The organism is uncultured Draconibacterium sp. (assembly GCF_913063105.1).
GTDB lineage: Bacteria > Bacteroidota > Bacteroidia > Bacteroidales > Prolixibacteraceae > Draconibacterium.
Genome location: NZ_CAJXYQ010000007.1, coordinates 279,973 through 304,543 on the forward strand (window position 1 = coordinate 279,973; position 24,571 = coordinate 304,543).

Below are 24,571 nucleotides of genomic sequence, written 5' to 3' on the forward strand. Positions count from 1 at the left end.
TTCATGACTTTTACGTTTAAACATTTTTCCGAACTCACCACCATCGAATTATACAATATTTTAAAGCTTCGGGCAGAAATTTTTGTGGTGGAACAGAATTGCGTGTACAACGACCTTGATGAATTGGATAAAGATGCCATCCATCAATTTCTGGAAAAAGATGGACAAATTATAGCCTACTCGCGTCTTCTAAAACCGGGAACGCGTTTTAATGATTACTCTGTTGGGCGCGTTGTGGTAAAAGAATCGGAACGCGGAACAGGATTGGGAATACGGATGATGGAAGAGGCCAAAACTTACATTTTAAAAACTTGGAAGCCCGGGAAAATAAAAATAAGTGCACAAAAATACTTGCGTAAATTTTACGAAGACCTCGGATTTAAAGTTGTTACCAACGAATACCTCGAGGACGGAATACCACATTACGGTATGCTGTTTGAAAACCAGGCAGACTAAACATGCAAAAATTTATAATTCTCCTTTTGCTTTTTCTTTCCTCTTCGGCTTTTTCAGCTAAAAAAGATAGTATTGTTGAGCGCATTTTTAATGAAATATACAACCAACATTACTCACAAGCAGAAAAAATGCTTCGCTCTAACCAAGAAAACATTGACTCTGTTTTTTTCGTCGTTCTTTCTGTGGATCTGAGCTACTGGAAAAATGTTACCGGAACCAACACGCCCGATTATCAATCTTTTGAAAATCACATACAAGATCTTTCGCCAATAAACCCAGCATCAACAACACATCAGGCAATTCGGATGGTTACTTTGTCGTATCAGCTGCGTTACGAGCTCAAACGTTTTAAACTCATGAAAGCAATTTCAACGCGGTAGGAAACAAAGAAACTTTTCACTTCATTTAAAACAAACGTAAAGCTACCTCCCGAGCAGTTGGAACTTTACCAACTGTATTCCGCCTTATTTCAATATTTCGATAATTACCTGAAACCTTTTTTCATTTCGCGAAAAAAAGAAAATTGCAGCGCAGCATTAGCAACCATGACGCGCTTGTTCCAATCGGAAAATCGAATTTCGAAAACACTGGTTGCTTATTTTTTGGGGAAAACCTGGTTGAAATACGAAAACGAGCCGATTAAAGCTTATCCTTATTTTGTTTGGCTAAACAAAAACTACCCTGACAACCAAAAATTTTACGCCTTACTTCAAACTTGCAACAACCAGTTAAACCAATAATTCAGGCATTTCATGAAATTTTTTTTGCATCGCGAAGTTTTCAACTAATAAACTATTTATTTTACAAAAAAATTCAGCGATGATTCAGCGACTTATAGTTACTTTTTTATTAGTTACTTCCGTAAGTTTTGCCGCCAATGCAATGAATAACGATAGCATTGCAAGCCGCATATTTACCTTAATTTACGACCAAAACCTTAGCGAAGCAGAACACTCCTACACCACCAAAAAACATGAGTTGAGCGAGTTTTACAAAACTTTCCTCAATCTCGACCTGCACTGGTGGAAATACCGAACAACCTACTCAAAAGAAAACTCACGCAAACTTGATGAGCTGATCGAGGCATCAATACTTCCCGAAACCGATACCTACGAAAAAAAAATGCGGCAAATAATCGTTCGCTCTTACCAGTTGCGCTTCGAAAAAAAGAAATTCAACATTTTCGGAATGTTATCTGCCCGTTCAAATATCAGAGACCTGATTAAAGAAATTGAAAGTGAAAATCCTCCATTCTCGGGTGACGAGCAGAAGCTTTTCGAAAGCTATGTAATTATGTATCAATATATTGAGAATATTAACTTTTTTGCCAATGCAAAAAAATCGGAAGCCCGCGAAAAAAAGTTACAGCGAATGGAAAAATTTGCCGCCGAAGACAATGTAATTTTAAATACAGTGGCTCATTTCTTTTTGGCACGCATGTATCAGAAAATTGAAGATGAACCGGCAATAGGATTAAACCACTTTAAAATACTTACCACAAAATATCCAACCAATAAAACCTTTGCTGAATACCAGGCCGAATGCGAAGAAAAGATCTAAGGAAATAACTCGTGCTGTGCATAATTTCGATGAAAAGTTCGCTGTCTGCAACGCGGGCAAATCGCCTTTTTTAAACGATGAATATTAGTAAGTTTCAGGCGTGTTTTACAATCTTTGCAACGAAACTCGCTTTTATGAACAATTTTATCCTCATCATAAACACAAACTTCAACTTTATCGTAAAGTGTTTTGCATTGGGGGCATTTATAAATCTGAAAACCGGCCTTTAGGTGCAAACCAGTTTGCTGTTGTGCCAGTTTACAAAGCAGGTTATGCGTTTTGTAATGAAAAATACGGGTTTGCTGCTTTAGGTAATCGCTAACCAGCTGTGAATGCACCTGAAAACCATGTCCCTGATTAAAGCTTTCTGAAAAGCCGCAATGATCGCATCGGTATGAATAGGCATGCCCCATGGTTTAAATTTAGGTATTTTCATTGGGCTTATAAATGTTGTAAAGTATACTTCGTTAAAAAACTCACCGGCTCAAACATTTTTTAAGTTCATCTGTATTAATGTCATACATAAATTAAATAACCATGAAAATTACTTTTTTTGCCACCTTATTATTTACGCTTACTCTGAACAGTTTTGCACAAGAATTGAACCTTGGCGATACAGCACCTGAATTTTCAGCCTTAGCTGACGATGGTTCGATGTGGAATGCAAAAGATTACCTGGGCAGCAAATTTATTGTGGTTTATTTTTATCCGGCAGCAATGACCGGAGGCTGCACCAAACAAGCATGTGCTTACCGCGATTTAAAGAATGATATCGATAAAGCCGATGCCCTGGTAGTTGGCGTAAGTGGCGACAATGTTGACGGCCTAAAGCTATTTAAAAAAGTACACGAACTAAATTTCCCGTTGTTATCAGACGAAAATGGTGAAATAGCCAAAAAATTTGGTGTTCCGATACGCGATGGAGGAAGTATTACTCGAGAAATTGATGGGCAAAACATTGAACTTTTCAGAAGCAATACACCTTCGCGCTGGACATTTATTATCGACAAAAAAGGCAGCATTGTGTACAAGAATACTGCTGTTGATGCCAGTAACGATTCCAGCGAAATTTTAGAGTTTATCAAAAACAATTCTTAAATTGCGCCCATACGAACCCATAAATTAAAGAAAATGAAAAGATTGTGTACGCTTTTTGCACTGGTTTTTGTTTTCTCCCTTACAGTTCCAAAATCTTCTTCAGCACAAGTTAAGCAAACCGAAACTTACGACGTTACCATTAAATTTGGTAACGATGTTGTTTCATTTACTCTTAACTCCGGAGTTGAGAGTATAAAAATTTCTCCATCGGGTAATTACCTGAAAATCCTTACTTTCCAGCTTGATGCCGATGATCCGTTATTAAACCTGGCCATGCCTTATGCCGTGGTTAAAATATCGTTAAACGCCGATATTGATGGCGATGGAAAAACAGACTTAAGTTTAAAAGATAAACGGGCAGTTATTACGCCCAGCGGAAATGTAAAACTGGTTTATCATTACAACGGAAGTAAAAAAGAATAAATTAAAGGAGCAAGATTGCTCTTTTTTTGTTCGTCACATGGGCATAAAAATTATCTTTGCCCAAAATTGTAGTTTTGGAAACATCCAGGTTTCTAAAATATTTTGAGGGGCATCAATTATTTTCGCAGGCAATAAAAAAAGCCATGGCCCCCCCGGGTGAAAAAATTCACCTGCATGGGCTTATTGGCTCTTCCAAAACCATCCTACTCTCCCAACTCTTTCAACAGGTTCAAAAAAATTCTGTTGTACTACTCAACGATCGTGAGGAAGCGGCCTATTTTTTCGACGACCTGAATAACCTTGGGCTGACAGAAAACACGCTCTTTTTCCCGTCGTCGTACAAACGCTCTGTGCAGTACGATAATCCAGAGCAAGAGAACGTGGTGCAACGCACCGAAGTATTAAACCTGTTGGCAGGAAAGGAGCAGCCTTATCTTATTATTACCTACCCCGAAGCACTTATCGAAAAAGTGATTTCGAACGAAAACCTGGAAAGCAACACGCTACAAATAAAAAACGGCGATAAAATCTCCATCGATTTCATCAACGAATTTTTATATGAATATGGTTTTGAGCGGGTTGACTTTGTTTACGAACCCGGCCAGTTTTCAATTCGTGGAAGTATTGTCGATATTTTTTCCTTTTCACATGAAGACCCCTATCGCCTTGATTTTTTTGGCGAAGAAATTGATTCTATCCGTAGTTTCGACATCGAAAACCAGCTTTCAAAAGAACGGTTTAAGCAAATTACCATTGTTCCAAATATTCAAAACAATAGCCTTGAAGGGAACCGAATATCGTTTATTGATTTTGCAGGAACGGAATGCCTGTGGTTTGGAAACAGCCTGAATCTTTTTTCTGATCGGCTTGCAGAACTTCACCGGCAAACTATTATTTCGCGCGAAGATGAGGCCATTGCCGACCAGCTGCTTACTGCCAACGAACTGGAAACTCAACTAAATGCAAAAACTGTATTTGATTTTGGCAACGACCTGGCCTTTCCTGCTGAAAATAAAATTGATTTTGCCACTTCGAAACAACCGGTATTCAATAAAAATTTCGAACTGCTGGGTTCGAACCTCACCGAACACCGGAATAATGGCTACGAGATTTTTATTCTCTCTAACCAGGAAAAGCAGATTGAACGCCTGCAATCGATTTTTGCCGATACCGATATTAAGCTAAGCTTTAATGCTGTAAACTTTGTGTTACACGAAGGATTTATCGACCACGAGCTAAAGGCGTGTTTTTACACCGACCACCAGATTTTTGAACGCTACCACCGGTTTAAACTTAAAAACCGAAAAGCACAACGCGAAGCCATTTCGTTAAAGGAACTGAACAAGCTGCATCCGGGCGATTATGTGGTGCACATCGACCATGGAATTGGGAAATTTGCAGGGTTGGCGCGTACTGAAGTGAACGGAAAAATGCAGGAAGCCATTCGTTTGGTTTATAAAGATAACGACTCGCTACTGGTAAGTATTCACTCCTTACACCGCATATCGAAATACAAAGGCAAAGACGGTGGCGAGCCCAAAATTAACAAACTGGGTACCGGTGCGTGGCAAAAAATGAAAAACCGCACCAAATCAAAAGTAAAAGACATTGCCAAAGAGTTAATTGCTTTGTATGCCAAACGTCGGGCCGAAAAAGGATATGCTTTCTCGCACGACTCGTATTTACAAACCGAACTGGAAGCTTCTTTTATTTACGAAGACACGCCTGACCAGGAAAAATCGACTGCGGCAGTTAAAGCAGATATGGAAAAAACAATTCCGATGGATCGACTGGTGTGTGGCGATGTGGGCTTCGGGAAAACAGAAATTGCCATACGGGCGGCTTTTAAAGCTGTTACCGATAGTAAACAAGTGGCAGTATTGGTTCCCACCACCATTCTTGCTTTTCAACATTTTAAAACATTTACCGAACGTCTGGCCGATTTTCCGGTTAAAATAGAATATGTTAGCCGCTTAAAATCAACTGCGCAAATAAAAGCGGCATTGCGCGATGTTGCCGATGGAAAAACCGATATTATAATTGGAACACACCGTTTGGTTAGTAAAGACGTAAAATTTAAAGACCTTGGCTTATTAATTATCGACGAGGAGCAAAAGTTTGGTGTATCGGTTAAAGAAAAACTAAAACAGTTTAAGGTAAACGTTGATACCTTAACACTTACGGCAACTCCAATTCCGCGTACCTTACAATTCTCGCTGATGGGTGCCCGCGATTTATCGATTATTCAAACGCCGCCCCCCAACCGTTACCCCATTGTTACCGAAGTGCATGGCTTTAACGAACAAATGATAAAAGAGGCCATTTTATACGAAATGGACCGAAACGGGCAGGTATTCTTCATTCATAACCGCGTTCAAAATATTTATGAAGTTGAAGCAACCATAAAACGAATCGTTCCGGGTGTGAAAACGGTTGTTGGCCACGGGCAAATGGAAGGACCAAAGCTTGAAAAAGTAATGCTCGATTTTATAAATGGTAAATTTGATGTGCTCGTTGCCACCACAATTATTGAATCGGGACTTGACATTCCGAATGCCAATACAATAATTATTAACCAGGCGCAAAACTTTGGGTTAAGCGATTTACACCAGTTGCGCGGACGCGTTGGCCGGTCGAATAAAAAAGCTTTTTGCTATTTAATTGCCCCACCACTGTCAACAGTGAGTCCCGAAGCTCGGCGCCGGTTGCAAGCTATTGAGCAGTTTTCGGAATTGGGCAGCGGTTTTAACATTGCCATGCAAGACCTTGATATTCGTGGGGCCGGAAATATGCTGGGAGCCGAGCAAAGTGGCTTTATTGCCGACATTGGTTTTGAAACCTATCACCGCATATTAAACGAGGCCATTCAGGAATTGAAACAAGATGAATTTAAAGACCTTTTTGCTGCAGAAGACCAAGGCCAGTCGCAAGCCTTCCTGAAACTAAAATACGTTAACGACTGTACCATCGATACCGACATGGAATTACTTTTTCCAGCCGACTATATTCCGGGCAACTCAGAGCGAATGATGCTGTACCGCGAACTGGATAACATTGAAAGCCAGGAAGAACTCGACCGCTTTACCAAAGGCCTTGAAGACCGGTTTGGCCAGCTGCCGCGCGAAAGCCGCGAGTTAATCGATATCCTTCCCCTACGCTGGAAAGCCATTAATTTAAGCATGGAAAAAATCATCCTGAAAAACAAAAAAATGATTTGCTACTTTGTGGCCGACCAAAAATCGTCGTTTTACCAATCGGGCGATTTTATAAAAATTGTACAGTACGTACAAAAAGGAAAAACAAAAGGCCGGATGAAAGAAACCAAGGGAAAACTAACCCTGAGTTTTTCGAACGTACCAAATGTGGAAACTGCCGATTATATTTTGAAAGAGATTGAAGCCGAAGTAAAAAGTTAAGGCGCTGTGCTTTCAATCCGCCTTTAAGCGTTAAAACCCAATCAATTCTGCACCAATAGTAAATGCGATTTAAAAAAAAATACCGATATTGGCGTGCAAAGGCAACCAAATCATTTGAAGCAACATCTGTAATAATAACTCAGAAAAATTTAAAATCAGGAATATGAATAAAATGAAAAAACTTGGAAAAATTCTGACAATAGTTGCACTTGCTACAGCGCTGTTTGCCTGTAGCGACGACGATGGCGGAGAACCATTTGAAATTATTGGTGATGTGTTTGTAATAAAACGTACCATGGATGACGAGGTTAAGTACGCCAATTCGTACGCAGCATGGGGCAACCAACCTATGAGCATGGCAAAAGTAACCACTCCCCTTGGAGCAGAAATTACCTTAAGCCCGGCTTCTGAAAATTCGTATACCTATGCAAAAGAACCAACAACAAGCGACTACAGCACCGCATGGCCGGTTGAAGACAACTACCAGTTTTTGGTTATTAACGAAGACATTACACACCAGGCAGTTGATTTACTGGATTTTGATGATATTGAATTTTCAACCATTTCTTCCACCGGTTTTGTAGGTACTGATTTAAGTGTAGAGTGGGAAAGCAATCCATTGGCCGAAGCTTATATGATCCGGCTCTTTAATGCGAACAAACAAATTGCATTTCTTAGCCAAACTTTACCCACACAAATGACCCGCCTTGACTTTGGCCCTGGTACAGCATCCGGTTCGTGGAGCGAAACTCCGGAAGCTGGCAAGGTTTATACGCTGGAGTTGCTAACTTTTAGGTTTGAAGATGATGCAACCAGCAGCGATGCAGCTTTTCATATTCAGGAAATTGCCATAACCGAAACAGAAGTTACCTGGCAGTAAAAAAATATTCAACAAGAGAACCGCCTGATTTTCAGGCGGTTTTTTTATGTCCAAAAGTAAGGCCGGTTGCTGTTATCCTGTCGGCGCCTATTTTTATTACTGCCAAAAGCAACTTTAAGGCCGGTAGTTGCATCCATCATGAGTAAACATTTAACGTAGGGAATCAGAAACTGATTCTGTATAATAAAAAAAGACAAGTGATGAACATTCAGAAAATTGGAAAACTGCTGGTTATTTTATTTATAGTAACCGGCTTTGCGGCATGCAACGAAGACGAAACAGAGAATTTTGAATTAATCGGTGAGGTTTTAACTACCAAACGTACAATTAACGGAGAAGACAAATACGCCCAAACCTACTACGCGTATGCTAACCAGGGCATGGACTCGGCCGTAGTTATTCTTCCCAACGGCACAAACGTTGCACTTTCCTCCGGGGGCTCGCAAAATCTTACCTACATGAAAGAACCTTCAATGGAAGATTATTCGGCCTTTGCTGCCGGAGCCGGAACTTATGAATTTGTGGTTAAATCAAACGACCTTGAATACACTGCAACAGAAAACCACGTATTTACCGACATTAGCATTCCAACTATTGATTCGGTTGGCTTAGACTACGCAAACCAGCTGGTTGGTGTAGCCTGGGAAAATTACGAAGATGCCAACACCTATGTTGTACGACTATTTGATGAAGACCGAGAAACCGTTTTTATTAGTTATTACTTTGCCGACACAGCATACGAAATTACCCTCGACAGCAGCACTGGCTCGTGGCAAAAAACATTACAAGCCGGCTCAACCTACACAATAGAGGTGCAGGCCATGGTATTTGACGAGGAAGCTACTGACTCCGATTATTTTTTCCATATTCAATCCATTGCAATCGGATCAACAGATTTCATTTGGCAAGAATAAACTAAAATTGCAAACACGTACAACCGCTTGAATTTCAGGCGGTTTTTTTATACCACAAAACATTCTACTATGTTTATAGTATTTTTTCTATTAAAATAGTTTTATTTCTAAACAATTAGTACTATGTTTGTAGTAGAAATATTTTTAGTATGATTTTTGTACTCGACACTTACTACTAAAAATCTTAGTACTGTATAAAATGAAAACACTAACAAAAGCGGAAGAACAAGTGATGCAAATCCTTTGGGATTTGAAAGAAGGAGTTGTAAAACAAGTTGTTGAAGGTTTTGGAGAAAGCAAACCAGCTTATACCACCGTTGCAACGGTTTTAAATGTATTGGAAAAGAAGGGTTTTGTTTCGCGACGAAAAATTGGAAATACGAATCTTTTTTCGCCCGCAGTTAGTAAAACCGAATATACCAAAGTTCAGTTCTCTTCGCTTCTTAAAAACTACTTTAACGGTTCGTTTCCTAAAATGGCAACATTTTTTGCCCGCGAAAATAACCTGGGAATGGAAGAATTGGAAGAGATGCTTAAGCTTACCGGGAATGAATTAAACAAAGAGAACAAAAAATAGCCATGGAAACTTTATTACAATATCTACTGAATGCATCAGCCGGAATTGCCTTGTTTTTTATGGTATACTGGCTGTTTTTGCGGCACGAAACCTTCCACGCCGCTAACCGCTGGTTTTTGGTAGCATCACTTTTTCTGGCCATTATGCTCCCATTAATTCCTGTTCAATACGATGTTTTAATTGAAGCACAAAATCAAAAAACAGCCACCCGCACAATTAGCGACACCTTTAAAAATATACCGGTTTTTGCGGCTACCGATGAAGCAACCAGCAATTTTGGTTGGCAGCAGGCCTTACTACTTGTTTACCTTACCGGAGCTGCCATATTCTTTATTCGCTTACTGACCCAAACTCTTGTGCTTATTCATTTAATGATGAAATACCGTGTAAAATCGTTTAACGGTGTTCGCATTGTTGAAAACGAAAAATACGGACTCCCCTTTTCATTTTTTAATATCGTATTTCTAAATCCGAAGTTTCACACACAGGACGACCTGCCGGAAATTCTGGCTCACGAAAAAGTGCACATTCGTGAGAATCACTGGTTCGACCTGCTAATGATAGAACTGTTAACAGTCATCTTTTGGTTCAACCCATTTATTTGGTTGTTTGAACGAGCAATTAAACAAAACCATGAGTACCTGGCCGACAAAAGTGTTCTTGCGCAGGGACACACTGTGGGCCGCTACCAGGCTTTATTAGTAAACCAGCTAATGGGCATGCAAATTATTGGCATTACCAATAACCTGAATTTTGCCCTTAGCACAAATCGATTAAAAATGATGACGAAAAAGAAAACATCAGCCCGCCGGCTGATAAAATTAACCTGGGCATTGCCCGCTCTTGCGCTATTGTTGTTCGCTTTTGCCGAACCGCAATACACCTACAAGAATGCTGAACTAATAGGAAACAAAACCGTTGTAACCGAAACGAAATCGGGGAAAGAGCTTACTATTGTTGGCAAAGTTGTTTCGAAAGAAACGGGTGACGTAATTCCCGGAGCTTCAATAGTTATTAAAGGCTCAACGGTGGGTTGCGTGTCAGACCGCGATGGAACTTTTACCTTAGTTGATGATAACCCAACGGTAAAAGCTGATGGTAGTTTGAGTACCGAAGTTGTGGTTTCGTTTGTTGGCCTAAAAACCGTTGTTAATTCAATCTCGGCATCCGGGTCGGCGATAAACAAAGCCAAACATACCTTTCAAATGGAAGAGGCTGTTCAAATGATTTACAACCGTTCGTACACTGGCGAACAGTTAGTTCCGCCACCACCACCGCCACCGCCTGCAAGTGAAAACAAAACTGAAAAAATCGTTAAGAAAGGCGACAAAGGTGCGGACAATCCACCGCCACCACCGCCTGCAACAGGCGAAAAAGAAGTGTTTTTTATTGTAGAAGACATGCCGAAATACCCCGGAGGATTCGAGGCATTGAGTAACTACATTGAGAAAATGCAAAAGAAAATTGCTGTTCAGAAAAAAGTTAGCGGCAAAGCCAAAGTAAGCTTTACCGTATCAACATCAGGCAAAGTAACCGATATTAAAGTGGTTGAAAAAGATAACGACATGGCAGCCAAAGGAGCTTATATGCTTGCCAATGAAATGCAGAACTGGACTCCCGGTTACCAGCGCGGAAAAGCCGTTTCAGTTAAATATGTTTTACCTGTAGAATTTAAATAAACAGAAAATTATAAAAATTACGGTTCACCCGTTGACTTTTGTCATCGGGTGTTTTTTGTTCCTGAATCTTTGTGCCTTAACGCCTTTGTGGTTAATTTTATTCTTTTTAAAAGTAGCAGGCCATGAAATCATTGTACTTCAAAACCGCAAAAGACTGGGAAACCTGGTTGGTCCAAAACCACCAAAAAGAATCGGAGATAAAACTTATCTATTATAAAAAGCACACGAAAAAACCTTGTATTACCTACGACGAGTCGGTAAAAATTGCCCTCTGCTACGGTTGGATAGATAGCCTGGTTAACCGCATTGATGAGGAGTGTTACACCCGAAAATTCAGTGTACGAAAATCAAACAGTGTTTGGTCGGAATTGAATAAAAAACGGGTAGCAGAACTCATCGATGCTGGTAAAATGCAAGCTGCCGGTATGCGTCTGGTTGATATTGCCAAACAAAACGGAAAATGGGATGAAGTAATTGAACCACCCAAAACCAATCTCGAAATTTCGGCGGACTTTAAAGCTGCACTTGATGAAAATGCAATAGTAAAAGGCTTTTTCCAGAGCCTAACTAAAGCCCAAAAAAATCAATTTATCAGATGGATTAATGTGGCGAAGCGCCAAGGGACAAAAGAAAAACGAATTCAGGAATCTATTGAATTGCTGGCTAATAAAAAGACGTTAGGATTAAAGTAAGACCGCTATAAAAAACGAAAGGCCGGTTCAATAACCAGCCCTTTCTCAATCAACCTAAACCTAAACTAAACCAAAAACCAAACCATCTTATGGTATGTAAATCTTTATGAAGAAAGATTTGTAACAATAAAACACAGGTTGCTTAAAAAGGTTTACCGAACCATTGATTTTTTTTATTTTCCCTTTTTCAGCAGAAACTCTAAAGGAATATTAAGGCGTTTTTTCCAGGCCTCCTCAGAATGATTCTCGCCTTCGAATTTCATTGTTAACCAATTAGAATGATCATATCCATTTTGCAGCATAAGGCTATCGGCCATTTTTTGGTATGGCTCGTAATAGGCATCCAGTGTTTCTGTTCCAAAATCGAAATAAATTTTATGAGCTTCAGCTTCCGGCAAGTTCGCCGCCATGTATTCCATAAACTTTCCGGGAATCGGATTATTATCATCATTAAAAATCCCTATCCAGTGCGTAGAAAGGCAGGCTGCACCTCCAAAAACATCCGGGTATTCGCAAATGGCATACATCGAAATCAGCCCGCCCATGCTCGATCCGGCCACAAAAGTCTCCTCGCGGTTTGCCCTGGTTGAATACTTTGCGTCAACAAATGGCTTAAGCTCTTTAACCAAAAACTTCAGATAGTTGTCTGATTGTACCTCAACCGCAAAAAGCTCTTTGTGCGTAAGTAAAGAATCGCGGTAGGCTTCATCAAGCATTTCAAAGGGCTTTTGCGGAAAATACTCGGAGTGACGTCTCTCGTTATTCCAAATACCAACCACTATTGTTTCGCGAATTTTCCCGCTTTTTAACAAGGCAGTCATTGCATCATCAACACCCCAGTCTTGTTTATTCCAGGTTGTTGTAGAATCGAACAGCATTTGCCCATCGTGCATATATAAAACCGAATACATTTTTTTTCAGAGTATCCCTGGGGTAACCAAACATCAACATTTCGGGGCTTTACAAAGTCCGAACCGAAGTTCTCAATTCGTTCAACCCTTCCACTGCTAACGCTCACTGCCGACTCCATTTGTGCCTTCTCTGTACATGAAACAATTGCAACTATCGCAATGATTAGGTAAATAATATTTTTCATTTTCTTGTTTAGTTCTACTAGCGACAAAAGCTTAAGTCTGGTTGTTTCGCACTATTCCATTTTCAAAATAAACGATTCAAATCCGGCAAGTCCGATGTTAATAAAACCGGTGCCATCTTTTATTTCCAATTTATTTATTTTATCCGAAAGTTGATCAGAAAGCTTGTAAGAACCATCTTTTAAGCCCATCGCCTGAATCGTTTCGGCATCTAATTTTAGCTGAAACTTCTGTTCTTTTTCTTCGAAATTACAGACAATAATTAAGCGATCGTTGCCATTCCAGCGCGCAAACGAGAAAACTTTGTTGGTGTAGTTTTCGGTATTTTGGCGGTTGTAGGTATGTATTTCTTTGTAAGCACCCATTAATGCCGAAGAATGTGCAGAGAAACTCAACAGGGCTTTGTAAAAGGCATGCAACGCTTTTTCCTCCTGTGTAGATTGGCCTCCATCAAATTTGCCATTGTTCATCCAACGCTGGTGGGCAGGTACGCCGCAATAATCAAAAATCGAAGTACGTGTTTCGTCGCCAAAGCCCATATCCCCATCTCCGGGTTCACCAACATGCTGCCCAAAATACAGCATCGTTGGCGAGGTGCTTAAACAGGTTGAGACCACCATGGCCGGCTTTCCTTTTTGGGCGCTGCCGGCAAATCCCTTGCTGGCAATACGTTGTTCGTCATGATTTTCCAAAAAATGCAACATGTGGTGCTCAATATCTTCCAACCCATTGTATATAGCAGGTAAATTATCGGTGCTTCCATGGCCTTGCATAATGTGCTTCAGCGTGTCGTACAGTTCCACTTTATCGTACAAATAATCCATTTTTCCTTTATGAATATAATCGCGGTAAAGGCTAGGATTGTATACTTCGGCTAACAAGAAAACCTCGGGATTTTTCATTTTTAAAGCCGAGTTCATGTAACTCCAAAACTCTACCGGCACCATTTCTGCCATGTCGAAGCGAAAGCCATCAACACCTTTATTGAGCCAATACATGGCAATATCCAGAAATTTCTTCCAGGAGTCCGGCACATCCTTATCAAACCAAAACTCAAAATGTTCGGAATAATCTTTTTTCTCAAAACCCTCGGGAAGGGGATCAAAATCGAAAGTGCCGTCGGGCCGCACCCCGTAATTTACTTTAACGGTTTCGTACCAGTCGTAAAAATGGGGCTGTGCCAAACGCGAGCCGTTACCCGTCCATTTCGCGGGATTTTCATCAAATTCACCATCGGCCAACGGATGCTTCTCGCCTCCAAGCGGCTGATAAGCATTTAAACTTTCAGGCACTTTAAAAGCTTCGCCGGGTATGTAATAAAAATTATTATTTCGTTTGTATTCTGCCGAAGTATCGTCACGTTTACCAAAATCGTGCACGCCTTCGGGTTTTGAAATTGAGTGATAATTGCGCGATACATGATTTGGTACAATATCAATAATCACTTTCATTCCGTGTTGGTGGGTACGGGCAATCAATGCTTCAAATTCTTCCAAACGTTTTTCCGGGTCTTCTGCCAAATCAGGATTTACATTGTAATAATCTTTTACCGCATAGGGCGATCCGGCGCGGCCTTTAACCACATCAGGGTCGTCATTCGAAATGCCGTAATTACTATAATCGGTAATTACACAGTGATGCGGAACACCGGTGTACCAGATATGGGTTATTCCCATTGCTTTTAGCGAATCCAGCGCTAAGTTGGTAAAATCGTTAAATTTCCCAACACCATTTTCTTCAATGGTGCCCCAGGGTTTATTGGTGGTGTTTGTATTTCCAAACAAGCGGGTAAATACCTGATAAACTACAAATTTTCCTTCTGTTGATTCGGGTTGTTTTTGCACCTTTTTTTTGGAGGGCTGACAGGCGAATAGCATTAGGCTTATTAAAAAGAAAGAAATAATATTTTTCATCGGTTTTATGATTTTTTGATAATGCGGCGCATGAAACGGCATTTTTTCATAAAACTTTAGTGGATGCGCCTTTTATTAATTGAAAGCCCGGAGCGCTGCCCCGGGCTATAATCTGCCCACTCAGGGCTATTTCTTATTCGCTTAACTCTACAATAACTGCTGATTTTGCAGGAACCACAACTTCCGAAATATCAGAAAGTGCTTTACCCGAAATAATTTCTTTCCCGGAGGTGTAGCCATCAATTACTTCGCTGAAGCGGTCGGTTCTAATGGTTTTGGCTTCTTCGTTTTTATTCAGAATAACCATAACCGCCTCATTGTTGGTGTAACGGAAATAGGTGTAAGTGGCATCTTCAGGAACAAAGTGCATCAGTTTTCCTTTGTGAATTGCAGTAGCTGTTTTCCGCCAATTCTGGATAGTTGAAACATACTTTTTCATATCTTTTGCCGCATTGCTCAGGCCTTCTCCGGTAAAGGCATTAACGTTGTCGCCTTCCCATCCACCGGGAAAGTCCGCGCGGATATCGCCATGCTCGCTTCCATCGTGGCGCATCAGGTTTTCTGTTCCGTAATAAATTTGCGGGATACCACGTGTTGTTAAAAAGAAAGCTACTCCCATTTTATGCAAATCAACGTCTTCGCCAACCTGCACATAAAACCGCGACATATCGTGGTTATCCGGGAAAATGGTTAAATCCTCCGGTGCCGGATACTGAAAATCGTTGGCTAGTGCTTCGTAGATTTGAATTAATCCGCCGCCCCAGCTTTCTTCGTTTTTTAAGCCTTCAGCAACAGCACTTTGTAGCGGAAAGTCCATCATACTTGGGGCATAATTTTTATATCCGTCGGCATTGTATTTCCCTAATTGCCAATACGAAACAATGGCGGGATTAAGACTCCATTCTTCGCCAACAATATTAAAATTTGGGTATTCTTCCAGCAATTCTTTTGTCCAGTCGGCCATCATATTTTTATCGGGATAAGGCCACGTATCTTGTCTAATTCCCTCTAATCCAACATACTCTACCCACCAAACGCTGTTCTGAATAAGGTATTTTGATAAAAACGGATTACGCTGATTCATATCGGGCATAGCCGTCACAAACCACCCGTCAACCATACCTTTTACATCAGCAGCTGAAGCGTGCGGGTCCTGGTTTACCGTTCGGCGATGATTGGTAATTTTTATATCGGGATAGTTGTTTATCCAGTCTTTTGACGGCATGTCGTTCATCCACCAATGCTCTGAACCACAGTGATTAAAAATCAGGTCCATGATTAGTTTCATTCCCCGCTTATCTAATTCTTCGTTCAGTTCGCGGTATTCATCGTTAGTTCCGTAACGGCGGTCAACCTGGTAAAAATCGGTACAGGCGTAGCCATGGTACGACGATTCGGGCATATCGTTTTCTAACACAGGGTTAAGCCAGACAGCTGTAAATCCCATTTCCTGCAAATAATCCAGCGAATTTATTATACCGCGCAAATCGCCACCGTGCCGTCCGTAATTGTAATCTCTGTCGAGGCCTTCTTTCATGCCCTCTACTTCGTCGTTGCTGGTATCGCCATTCACAAAGCGGTCGGGTGTAATCAGGTAAATTACATCGGAAGAATTAAAACCTACCCTACTGGCAGAACCAGCTTCACGCTCCCACAATTCGTAGTTGTAGGTATCAACTACATTATTTCCGTTTTTAAACTGAATATCGAAACTTCCGGGTTTAACCTCCTTGCAAAGTTTCAAATCAACAAAAAGGTAATTCGGGTTTTCAACTTTTGTTATCGAAACAATTTCAACACCCTCATAGTTAATCACCACATCGGTTTTAGAGATGTCTTCACCATAAACCATCAATTGCAGGTCTGGCGATTTCATTCCGGCCCACCAGTTTGGTGGTTCAACACGACTAACCTCCTGTGCGGTAACATTCAGCGAAAGAAGTATAATTAATAGGCTTATTAGATTTTTCATTTGAGTTGAGTTTTGATTGTTTTCAAATTTTTGATTTCAACCGAAGAATTGCCGGCAATCTCATATTCTTTATCCCATACCGTTGTCTTTATTCCAACGCCTGAATGGTTAATTACGCTAAACAATCCCCGTTCTTTTTTCACCTCGAGGTGAGCACCGCCAAAATCAATACGAAAACCGTATGATCTCCACGACTCGGGTAAAAACGGATTAAAAGTAAGCTTTCCATTTACCACGCGCATGCCTCCAAATGCCATTACAAACGACATCCAGGTTCCGCCCATGCTTGTTATGTGCAGTCCATCTTCGGTATCATTGTTATAATCATCCAAATCGAGCCGCGAGGTGCGCAGGTACATTTCGTAAGCTTTATCCTGGTAGCCAATTTTTGCGGCCAAAATAGAGTGTACACAGGGAGAGAGCGATGACTCGTGAACCGTTAAAGGCTCGTAAAAATCGAAATGCTTTTTCAGTTCTTCGGTTGTAAAATCCTCCTGAAACAGGTACAGGCTTTGTAAAGTATCGGCTTGCTTAATGTAGGGCGAACGCAAAATACGATCCCACGACCAGTTTTGGTTAATGGGCAGGTCTTCAGCTGCAAGTTCGGCTAACGGTTTTAAGTCTTTGTCAAGAAAACCGTCTTGCTGCAGGAAAATACCCCTTTCCTCATCTCTGGGGAAATACATTTTATCAATAATATCAGTCCAATGCGCTGTTTCCTGCAATTCATTAAACTTCCATTTTTTTACCATCTCTTCGTATAAATACGGAAATTCGGTTTTCAGGTAATCAATAACTTCAAGGGTGTATTTTAAAGTCCACACAGCCATGTAACTGGTATGGAAATTATTGTTTACATTATTTTCGTACTCGTTGGGGCCGGTAACGCCCAGCATAACATATTTTTGCTTTGCGGTTGACCAGTTTACCCGTTGACTCCAAAAACGGCTAATTCCGAGCAATACTTCAAAGCCGAGCGGTGCCAGGTATTCCTTGTCGCCGGTGTAATTAATATAGTCGTAAATGGCATAAGCTATGGCCCCGTTACGGTGAATTTCTTCAAATGTAATTTCCCATTCGTTGTGGCATTCTTCACCATTAATGGTGACCATCGGGTACAGGGCTGCTCCATTTTTAAAACCAAGCTTTTCAGCATTTTCAATGGCTTTCTGCAAGTGCTTGTGCCGGTATACCAAAAGGTTTCGTGAAACTTTTTGTGGTGCCGTGCTCAAATAAAATGGCAAGCAGTAAGCTTCGGTGTCCCAATAGGTTACACCACCATATTTTTCGCCGGTAAAACCTTTTGGTCCAATATTCAGGCGTTCGTCTTCGCCCGAGTAGGTTTGGTTTAACTGAAAAATATTAAAGCGAATGCCTTGCTGAGCCGCCACATCGCCTTCAATTTTAATATCGCTGGTTGCCCATTTCTGTAACCAACGTTTTTTATGTGTTTCAAACAGTAAATCGAATCCGGCCTCAACAGCAATATCAATTGCTTCTTTGGCTTTTTCAGGAAGGTCTTCTTTGTTGTAGTAAAGGGAAGAAACAGTTGAAGAGATTTTCTCAACAACTATTTCATTACCCTTCTCTACTGAAACAACTTGCGTTGCCTCCACAAACTTCTCCCTTTCCCCATTCGTAATTTCTGTGTCTACTTTTTTTCCGTTTTTTAGGAGCTGGAACCACATTCCGGTACTTACCTGGAAGCCGGTTTTTAAGGTTTCAACGGTAAGGTATGCTTCCGGGCCACCAACAGCGCGTGCCACTTCAATCCAAAATTTCTCATCGTAATTTGAATCCTCGTTTTCAACATCGCCATCCAGGTATGGTGTTACCTTTATCTCACCTTCAAAATTAAGTGCTTTTATGGTGTACCTGATAGCCCCAATTTCGGTAGCAACAATACTTACAAAGCGGTGCGAACATACTTCAACCTGGTTGCCGTTTTGCAATTCAGCAACAAAACTACGTGTTAACAGGCCGTGTTGCATATCCAGCTCGCGCTTAAACGAGTGGACTTTTGCTTTTGCCAGATCCAGTTCTTCGCCGTTAATGCTTACTCCAATTCCAATCCAATTGGTAGAGTTAATAATCTTGGCAAAATACTCCGGATAACCATTCTTCCACCAGCCTACCCGCGTTTTGTCGGGGTAGTAAATTCCGGCAACGTAGGTACCGTTTAAGGTATCGCCCGAATACTTTTCTTCGAAATTAGCTCGCTGCCCCATTTTCCCGTTACCAATGCTAAACAGGCTTTCGGAAATTCGGTTATTTTCTGGAACAAATCCTTGTTCAACTATTTTCCAATCGTGATGAATAATATAATTCTTCATCTTATCTAATCTTAATTCGTTTTTAATTTGTGGTTTTATCGTCAACATCAGTTACCCGGGTAACCAGGGCTGCTGCAATAAGGAAAGAAACACCACTTGTTACAATGGCAAAAATCGGATTTCCGCCATAAAAGTGTTTTACAATTGGTCCACCAATAATGGCATTTACAATTTGCGGCAATACAATAAAGAAGTTAAATATTCCCATGTAAACACCCATTTTGCGCGGTGGAATCGATCCGGCTAAAATGGCATAGGGCATAGCCAAAATACTTGCCCATGCTATACCAATGGCCATCATCGAAAGAATTAACCAGTTTTCGTTAGGCATAAAGTACATTGAAATAAAACCTAACCCACCAATAATTAGTGCTATTGCATGAGAACGTTTCCGCCCAACTTTATGCGCAATTGCCGGTAAAAAGAAAGCAAATACGCCTGCAACCGCGTTATAAACACCAAACAAAATACCTACCCAGTCGCCGGCATCCTGAAATGCAGCACTGTGTGTATCGTCTATAGCCAAACCATAAACATGATGCGCAACTGCCGGAGTTGTAAATACCCACATGCCAAATAAGCCAAACCAAGAGAAAAACTGTACACCACTTAACTGGCGCATTGTTTTTGGCATTTTGGCAAAGTCTGAAAATATTTCCAGGAGACTTGAGCTTTCTTCCTCTGCTACCTCTTTTTCTCCGGAGAACTCTTGAAGTTCTTCAGGTGAATATTCCTTGGTTCCGATTACCGTAACCAAAATACTTGTTACTAACACACCGGCTCCAATTACAAAGGAAAGAAGCAGGTTTAGAGGAACCTCACCAGCTGCAGCCTGATTACTTAAGCCAAACCAATTGGTTAAAGCATAAGGCAACCACGATCCTACCACTGCACCAATACTTATTAATACGGTTTGAATGCTAAATCCGAGTGTTCGCTGATCAGAAGGGAGCATATCGGCCACCAAAGCCCTGAAGGGCTCCATAGCCACATTAAACGATGCATCCATTATCATCAGCATACCGGCTCCAACCCAAAGTGCAGGCATGAATGCGGTAAACATATCGGCGTTTGGCATAAGTATTAAACCACATGATGCCAGTAAGGCCCCGGTTAAAAAGAAAGGCCTGCGTCGCCCGAGACGCGTCCAGGTACGATCGCTGTAATGGCCAATTATTGGCTGAACAATTAAACCGGTTAAGGGTGCAACTATCCAGAACCATCCGAGTTCATGAACATCGGCACCAAAAATCTGAAGTATGCGACTGGCGTTGGCATTTTGCAGGGCAAAGCCCATTTGAATGCCAAGAAAGCCAAAACTCATATTCCAAATCTGCCAAAAACTAAGCGTAGGTTTTTTGCGCATAACATTTTTTTAAATTTCTAGCTAAGCTGTATATAAATGAAAACACAGCAAAAGAATTTTTGCTGTTAAACACAAAGTATGTACGAATTGATTTGCCTGCACAAATATAATACAGAATGCAAGAGAAATCCAAATCGGCCAGTGGCTGAACACTCGTAAACACGGCCATTTCAGAAGAAAACAATCATTTCAAACGTTTGCGGAAACCTAAAACATATTGTATAACATATTTTACTTTGTCTTGTAATATTCTGCAAATTCGGACTCAGAAATAATCAGTTGGCTAAATAAGCGATGATCCCCGCACAATTAGGTTGGCATTTAACACCTTGGTTTCAAAAGGGTAATCATCAACTTCGGCGGTTATTCGTTTTAGTAACATTTGGGTAGCTATTGTTCCCATTTCGTAACCATGTTGGTCGACAGAAGTTAGCGTCGGGTCGGTAATACCCGAGAAGCGCCCATCGGAAAAGCCTACCACAGCAATCTCATCGGGTATTTTATAACCTTTTTTCTGAATGGTTTGCATGGCGCCAATGGCAGTCAGATCGTTGGTAGCAAAAACGCCATCAAACTTCTTTTTCTGGTTTATAAGTTTCATAATGGCCATGCGTGCCTTTTCAAACGAATCCGACTCGAGAATCAAATCTTCATCAACGGCAATACCAGCTTCTGCCAAAGCTTTTAAATACCCTTCTTTGCGTTGTTTACCAATTAATAACGACATGGGTCCTCCGAGATGAACAATACGTTCGCGTCCGCTGTCGATAAGATGTTTGGTTGCCCTGTACGAGGCATCAAAATCATCGATAATAACCTGGTCGGCGATAAGGTCGGGTACAATCCGGTCGTAAAACACCATGGGTACATTATTATTGGCAAAATTATGCAGGTGCTTGTAACTGGTTGTTTCTTTTGATATAGACACCAAAACACCATCAACCCTACTGGCCAGCAAAGTTTTAGCATTGGCAACTTCGCGCTCAAAACGCTCGTTACTCTGGCATATAATTACATTAAACCCGGCATCGTAGGCCACATCCTCGATACCGCTAATTACCGACGAAAAGAAATAATGAACAATCTCGGGTATAATTACACCGATGGTATTGCTTCTTCTTTGCTTGAGGCTAAGCGCTACTGCGTTGGGCTGGTAATTCATTTTTTCGGCCAGCTCGTTTACCGCCCGCTTTGTTTCTGCACTAATATCGGGATGATTTTTAAGTGCCCGCGATACGGTTGAGGCTGAAATATTCAGTTCACGAGCTAAGTCTTTTATTGTAACAAGTCCGCTTTTCATATTATATAGAGAATTCCCCAGTGATTGTTTAATGGTTCTATTCTTTTATTGATGTAGGTTATGTACAAATGTAAGCATTTAGCCTCAATTGGCGCCCATATTCTTTTGTAGAAATTGTCCGACCAGTAACTACCTGTTTTATAACATATTGGATGCAAACGACACCGCAAACGTTTGCATAAAGGAGGATGTTAAAAAACGTAATTTATTCTTAACAATTATTATACATTCGCTTCAGGAATTTAGCATTTGTTAAACACAAAGTCTCTGTAACGAATTGATTTATTGCCAACTAAATGAGTTAAGAGAATTTAACAAATAGAAAGATTCATAAACTAATAACATGTAAAATGAGGATTATTCGTAAAAACCTTAAAGTAGTCTTGTTTTTGGTTGCCCTGCTAAGCTTTAGCATTAGTTACGCGCAAGTAAAAACAGTTACAGGTAATGTTAGCGATGCCGGAAATGGCGAGCCCTTACCTGGTGTTACCATTGTAGTTAAAGGAACTACGCAAGGAACAATTACCGATTTTGATGGAAATTACAGCATTAATGTTGAAGAAGGAGTAATACTTCTTTTTTCATACATTGGCTATAATCCACAGGAAGTAACCGTAAGTGCATCAAACCAGTTAAACATTCAACTGGAGCAATCTATGGAAAACCTCGACGAGGTGGTTGTAATTGGTTACGGCCAGGTTAAAAAAGAAGATGCCACCGGATCGGTTACTGCAGTTAGAGCTGAAGATTTTAACAAAGGAAATATTACTTCACCACAAGATTTGCTGGTTGGTAAAGCTTCCGGAGTTGTAATTACTTCTTCAGGTGGTGCCCCGGGTTCTGGTTCTCAAATCCGTATTCGTGGGGGCTCATCGCTAAACGCTTCAAACGATCCGCTGATTATTATCGACGGTATTCCAATCTCAAACAACGATGTATCAGGCGGAAGCAACTTCCTTGCTTTTGTAAACCCGAACGACATTGAGTCGATGAGTGTTCTAAAAGATGCTTCGGCAACTGCCATTTACGGTTCGCGTGCATCAAACGGTGTAATTATTATTACCACCAAAAAAGGAAAAGCCGGAAGACCAACACAAATAAATGCTGATGTTAAAACATCTGTTTCAACACCTATAAAATTTGTTGATGTTTATTCGGGCGACGAGGTGAGACAAATTGCACACAGCAAACCCGAATTATACGCACCCGAAAGTTACGATATGTTGTGGAGTGAAAATACCAACTGGCAAGATGAAATTTTCCGCACATCAGTTTCGCAAGAAAGCAATTTAAGCATTTCGGGTTCGATAAAAGATGTTCCTTATCGGGCATCAGTTGGACTGAACAACCAAAACGGTATTCTTAAAAACACTTCAATGAAAAGGCTTACCGGATCGTTAAGTGTTGACCCAATTCTATTGGATGGCGACCTAAGGGTTAACCTGAACCTAAAAGGAATGACGACTTCGAACAACTTTGGCGACACCGGAGCCATTGGCAGTGCCATTAGCATGGATCCAACCAAACCGGTTAACGATGCGTCGCAAACAGGTTCTGGAGGTTATTTTCAGTGGGTAAATTATGGTGCCAGTCTGGGTACTGCTAACCCGGTTGAACAATTAATGGCTGTTGACAATAAGTCAGATGTAAACCGAATTGTAGCCAATGCGCAGTTCGATTATAAAATTCCTTTTGTACCGGGTTTAAAAGCCAACTTAAATCTGGCTTCAGACTACTCGAAAGGAGAAGGATACAACAATCGTCCCACTACTTCGCCACAAACCTTAACCGACAACCGCAACGGTAGGTTAAACGATTACGATGCAACACATAAAAACAACCTGTTGGAGTTTTACTTAAACTACAATAGAGATTTGGAAAGCATTAACAGTAGAATTGATGCAACTGCAGGTTACTCGTGGCAACATTTTGAACGCGAAGAAAACAGCTTCACTACCAGTGCCGGAGACGATAACCAAAATGATGTTACAACAGCTTCATTTACCGAAAACTACCTGGTTTCATTCTTTGGTCGATTAAACTATACACTGGCCGAAAAATACCTGCTAACCTTTACTTTACGTAACGATGGCTCGTCGCGTTTTATCGACGATAATAAATGGGGACTTTTCCCATCGGCAGCTTTAGCCTGGAAAATCAGCGACGAAAGCTTCCTGAAAGATTCAAAAACAGTTTCAGACCTGAAACTTCGATTGGGTTGGGGTATTACCGGCCAACAGGATATTGGAAACGATTACCCGGCACAAGCTACTTATGTGCAGGCATCAGAAGGTTCGTATTACCAAATTGGCGGTGTGTTTATTCCAACACTTCGCCCAAGTGCCTACGATCCCGATATTAAATGGGAAGAAACAACCACTTACAACGCAGGTCTGGATTTTGGATTTTTTGACAATCAACTTTCAGGTTCATTGGATGTATACTACCGCGAAACAAAAGACCTGTTAAACACGGTAACCATTCCTACCGGAAGCAACTTCTCGAACACCCTGCTTACCAACGTAGGTAGCCTCGAAAACAAAGGTGTTGAACTTTCGCTGGACTGGAGAGCGATTTCACAGAAAGATATGTCGCTTAATGTTGGTTTTAACGTTTCGTACAACGACAATGAAATTACCAAACTTAATTTTAACGACGATCCGAACTATAAAGTACTTTATGGCGGTGGTATGACAGGAACAATCCAGGTAACAACAATTGGTTATCCGGGTTACTCATTCTACTTAAACCAGCAGGTTTACTATCCGAACGGAACACCTGTTGAAGGCATGTATGTTGATTTATCGGGCGAGGGAGGTACCGTAAACGGCGATAACGACGATAAATACATCTACCACAATCCGGTAGCCGATGTACTAATGGGGCTTTCAGCAAGTT

The 24,571-nt window shown here is 40.9% G+C and carries 19 protein-coding genes; 12 read left to right on the forward strand and 7 right to left on the reverse strand.

The window, feature by feature from the left end; genetic code table 11:
- Nucleotides 1-3: 3 nt before the first annotated feature.
- From QZ574_RS09760 to QZ574_RS09770, 3 genes are all read left to right on the forward strand, one after another.
- On the forward strand, nt 4-456 hold the full coding sequence (locus tag QZ574_RS09760) for a GNAT family N-acetyltransferase (RefSeq protein ID WP_297089293.1): 453 nt from the start codon (nt 4-6) through the stop codon (nt 454-456).
- Nucleotides 457-458: 2 nt separating this feature from the next.
- A complete protein-coding gene (locus tag QZ574_RS09765) occupies nt 459-836 on the forward strand; it encodes a hypothetical protein (RefSeq protein ID WP_297089294.1) in 378 nt (125 codons plus the stop codon).
- Between the two features lie 439 nt (nt 837-1,275).
- Entirely contained in the window at nt 1,276-2,016 is a 741-nt protein-coding gene (locus QZ574_RS09770; RefSeq protein ID WP_297089295.1) for a hypothetical protein, read from the forward strand.
- On the opposite strand, the gene QZ574_RS09775 is transcribed toward QZ574_RS09770, so the two are convergent.
- On the reverse strand, nt 2,013-2,429 hold the full coding sequence (locus QZ574_RS09775) for a hypothetical protein (protein ID WP_297089296.1): 417 nt from the start codon (nt 2,427-2,429) through the stop codon (nt 2,013-2,015). The two genes, QZ574_RS09770 and QZ574_RS09775, sit on opposite strands and share 4 nt — an antisense overlap.
- Before the next feature lie 124 nt (nt 2,430-2,553).
- Here QZ574_RS09775 and QZ574_RS09780 point away from each other — a divergent pair, with 124 nt between their 5' ends.
- From QZ574_RS09780 to QZ574_RS09815, 8 genes are all read left to right on the forward strand, one after another.
- Entirely contained in the window at nt 2,554-3,114 is a 561-nt protein-coding gene (locus QZ574_RS09780) for a peroxiredoxin (protein ID WP_297089297.1), read from the forward strand.
- Between the two features lie 33 nt (nt 3,115-3,147).
- Nucleotides 3,148-3,537 carry a hypothetical protein gene (locus QZ574_RS09785; protein ID WP_297089298.1) on the forward strand — a complete coding sequence of 130 codons (390 nt, stop codon included), beginning with the start codon at nt 3,148-3,150 and terminating at the stop codon, nt 3,535-3,537.
- A gap of 74 nt (nt 3,538-3,611) precedes the next feature.
- On the forward strand, nt 3,612-6,953 hold the full coding sequence (gene mfd, locus QZ574_RS09790; protein ID WP_297089299.1) for a transcription-repair coupling factor: 3,342 nt from the start codon (nt 3,612-3,614) through the stop codon (nt 6,951-6,953).
- Between the two features lie 163 nt (nt 6,954-7,116).
- A complete protein-coding gene (locus QZ574_RS09795; RefSeq protein WP_297089300.1) occupies nt 7,117-7,833 on the forward strand; it encodes a hypothetical protein in 717 nt (238 codons plus the stop codon).
- 200 nt (nt 7,834-8,033) lie between these two features.
- Nucleotides 8,034-8,747, forward strand: a complete 714-nt coding sequence (locus QZ574_RS09800; protein WP_297089301.1) for a hypothetical protein — start codon at nt 8,034-8,036, stop codon at nt 8,745-8,747.
- A 199-nt stretch (nt 8,748-8,946) separates the two neighbouring features.
- Nucleotides 8,947-9,324 (forward strand): BlaI/MecI/CopY family transcriptional regulator, encoded by a 378-nt coding sequence (locus tag QZ574_RS09805; RefSeq protein ID WP_297089302.1) that lies wholly within the window; start codon nt 8,947-8,949, stop codon nt 9,322-9,324.
- A 2-nt stretch (nt 9,325-9,326) separates the two neighbouring features.
- Nucleotides 9,327-11,003: a M56 family metallopeptidase gene (locus tag QZ574_RS09810; RefSeq protein ID WP_297089303.1), complete on the forward strand. Its 1,677-nt coding sequence runs from the start codon at nt 9,327-9,329 to the stop codon at nt 11,001-11,003.
- Nucleotides 11,004-11,125: 122 nt separating this feature from the next.
- On the forward strand, nt 11,126-11,695 hold the full coding sequence (locus QZ574_RS09815; RefSeq protein ID WP_297089304.1) for a YdeI/OmpD-associated family protein: 570 nt from the start codon (nt 11,126-11,128) through the stop codon (nt 11,693-11,695).
- Nucleotides 11,696-11,868: 173 nt separating this feature from the next.
- Here QZ574_RS09815 and QZ574_RS09820 read toward each other — a convergent pair whose 3' ends face one another.
- From QZ574_RS09820 to QZ574_RS09845, 6 genes are all read right to left on the reverse strand, one after another.
- The gene (locus QZ574_RS09820) at nt 11,869-12,606 is read right to left on the reverse strand and encodes an alpha/beta hydrolase-fold protein (RefSeq protein WP_297089305.1); all 738 of its coding nucleotides are present in this window, start codon (nt 12,604-12,606) and stop codon (nt 11,869-11,871) included.
- A gap of 236 nt (nt 12,607-12,842) precedes the next feature.
- The gene (locus QZ574_RS09825; RefSeq protein ID WP_297089306.1) at nt 12,843-14,702 is read right to left on the reverse strand and encodes an alpha-amylase family glycosyl hydrolase; all 1,860 of its coding nucleotides are present in this window, start codon (nt 14,700-14,702) and stop codon (nt 12,843-12,845) included.
- Between the two features lie 133 nt (nt 14,703-14,835).
- Nucleotides 14,836-16,674, reverse strand: coding sequence for a glycoside hydrolase family 13 protein (locus tag QZ574_RS09830; RefSeq protein ID WP_297089307.1), 1,839 nt, complete (start codon nt 16,672-16,674; stop codon nt 14,836-14,838).
- Nucleotides 16,671-19,007 (reverse strand): family 65 glycosyl hydrolase domain-containing protein, encoded by a 2,337-nt coding sequence (locus tag QZ574_RS09835; protein ID WP_297089308.1) that lies wholly within the window; start codon nt 19,005-19,007, stop codon nt 16,671-16,673. The genes QZ574_RS09830 and QZ574_RS09835 overlap by 4 nt, the downstream gene beginning before the upstream one ends.
- Before the next feature lie 22 nt (nt 19,008-19,029).
- On the reverse strand, nt 19,030-20,373 hold the full coding sequence (locus QZ574_RS09840; protein ID WP_297089309.1) for an MFS transporter: 1,344 nt from the start codon (nt 20,371-20,373) through the stop codon (nt 19,030-19,032).
- A 283-nt stretch (nt 20,374-20,656) separates the two neighbouring features.
- A complete protein-coding gene (locus QZ574_RS09845; RefSeq protein WP_297089310.1) occupies nt 20,657-21,673 on the reverse strand; it encodes a LacI family DNA-binding transcriptional regulator in 1,017 nt (338 codons plus the stop codon).
- Between the two features lie 350 nt (nt 21,674-22,023).
- Between QZ574_RS09845 and QZ574_RS09850 the strand changes: the two genes are divergently transcribed.
- The coding region (locus QZ574_RS09850) for a SusC/RagA family TonB-linked outer membrane protein (RefSeq protein WP_297089311.1) at nt 22,024-24,571 on the forward strand (2,548 nt) is incomplete at its 3' end.

Excerpts from the sequence above, each read along its gene's own strand:
- QZ574_RS09830 (WP_297089307.1), bottom strand. The coding sequence starts at position 16,674 with ATGAAAAATCTAATAAGCCTATTAATTATACTTCTTTCGCTGAATGTT.
- QZ574_RS09840 (WP_297089309.1), bottom strand. The coding sequence starts at position 20,373 with ATGCGCAAAAAACCTACGCTTAGTTTTTGGCAGATTTGGAATATGAGT.
- QZ574_RS09765 (WP_297089294.1), top strand. The coding sequence starts at position 459 with ATGCAAAAATTTATAATTCTCCTTTTGCTTTTTCTTTCCTCTTCGGCT.
- QZ574_RS09800 (WP_297089301.1), top strand. The coding sequence starts at position 8,034 with ATGAACATTCAGAAAATTGGAAAACTGCTGGTTATTTTATTTATAGTA.
- QZ574_RS09775 (WP_297089296.1), bottom strand. The coding sequence starts at position 2,429 with ATGGGGCATGCCTATTCATACCGATGCGATCATTGCGGCTTTTCAGAA.
- QZ574_RS09825 (WP_297089306.1), bottom strand. The coding sequence starts at position 14,702 with ATGAAAAATATTATTTCTTTCTTTTTAATAAGCCTAATGCTATTCGCC.
- QZ574_RS09785 (WP_297089298.1), top strand. The coding sequence starts at position 3,148 with ATGAAAAGATTGTGTACGCTTTTTGCACTGGTTTTTGTTTTCTCCCTT.
- QZ574_RS09820 (WP_297089305.1), bottom strand. The coding sequence starts at position 12,606 with ATGTATTCGGTTTTATATATGCACGATGGGCAAATGCTGTTCGATTCT.
- QZ574_RS09795 (WP_297089300.1), top strand. The coding sequence starts at position 7,117 with ATGAATAAAATGAAAAAACTTGGAAAAATTCTGACAATAGTTGCACTT.
- QZ574_RS09810 (WP_297089303.1), top strand. The coding sequence starts at position 9,327 with ATGGAAACTTTATTACAATATCTACTGAATGCATCAGCCGGAATTGCC.
- QZ574_RS09815 (WP_297089304.1), top strand. The coding sequence starts at position 11,126 with ATGAAATCATTGTACTTCAAAACCGCAAAAGACTGGGAAACCTGGTTG.
- QZ574_RS09770 (WP_297089295.1), top strand. The coding sequence starts at position 1,276 with ATGATTCAGCGACTTATAGTTACTTTTTTATTAGTTACTTCCGTAAGT.
- QZ574_RS09760 (WP_297089293.1), top strand. The coding sequence starts at position 4 with ATGACTTTTACGTTTAAACATTTTTCCGAACTCACCACCATCGAATTA.
- QZ574_RS09805 (WP_297089302.1), top strand. The coding sequence starts at position 8,947 with ATGAAAACACTAACAAAAGCGGAAGAACAAGTGATGCAAATCCTTTGG.
- QZ574_RS09845 (WP_297089310.1), bottom strand. The coding sequence starts at position 21,673 with ATGAAAAGCGGACTTGTTACAATAAAAGACTTAGCTCGTGAACTGAAT.
- QZ574_RS09780 (WP_297089297.1), top strand. The coding sequence starts at position 2,554 with ATGAAAATTACTTTTTTTGCCACCTTATTATTTACGCTTACTCTGAAC.
- QZ574_RS09835 (WP_297089308.1), bottom strand. The coding sequence starts at position 19,007 with ATGAAGAATTATATTATTCATCACGATTGGAAAATAGTTGAACAAGGA.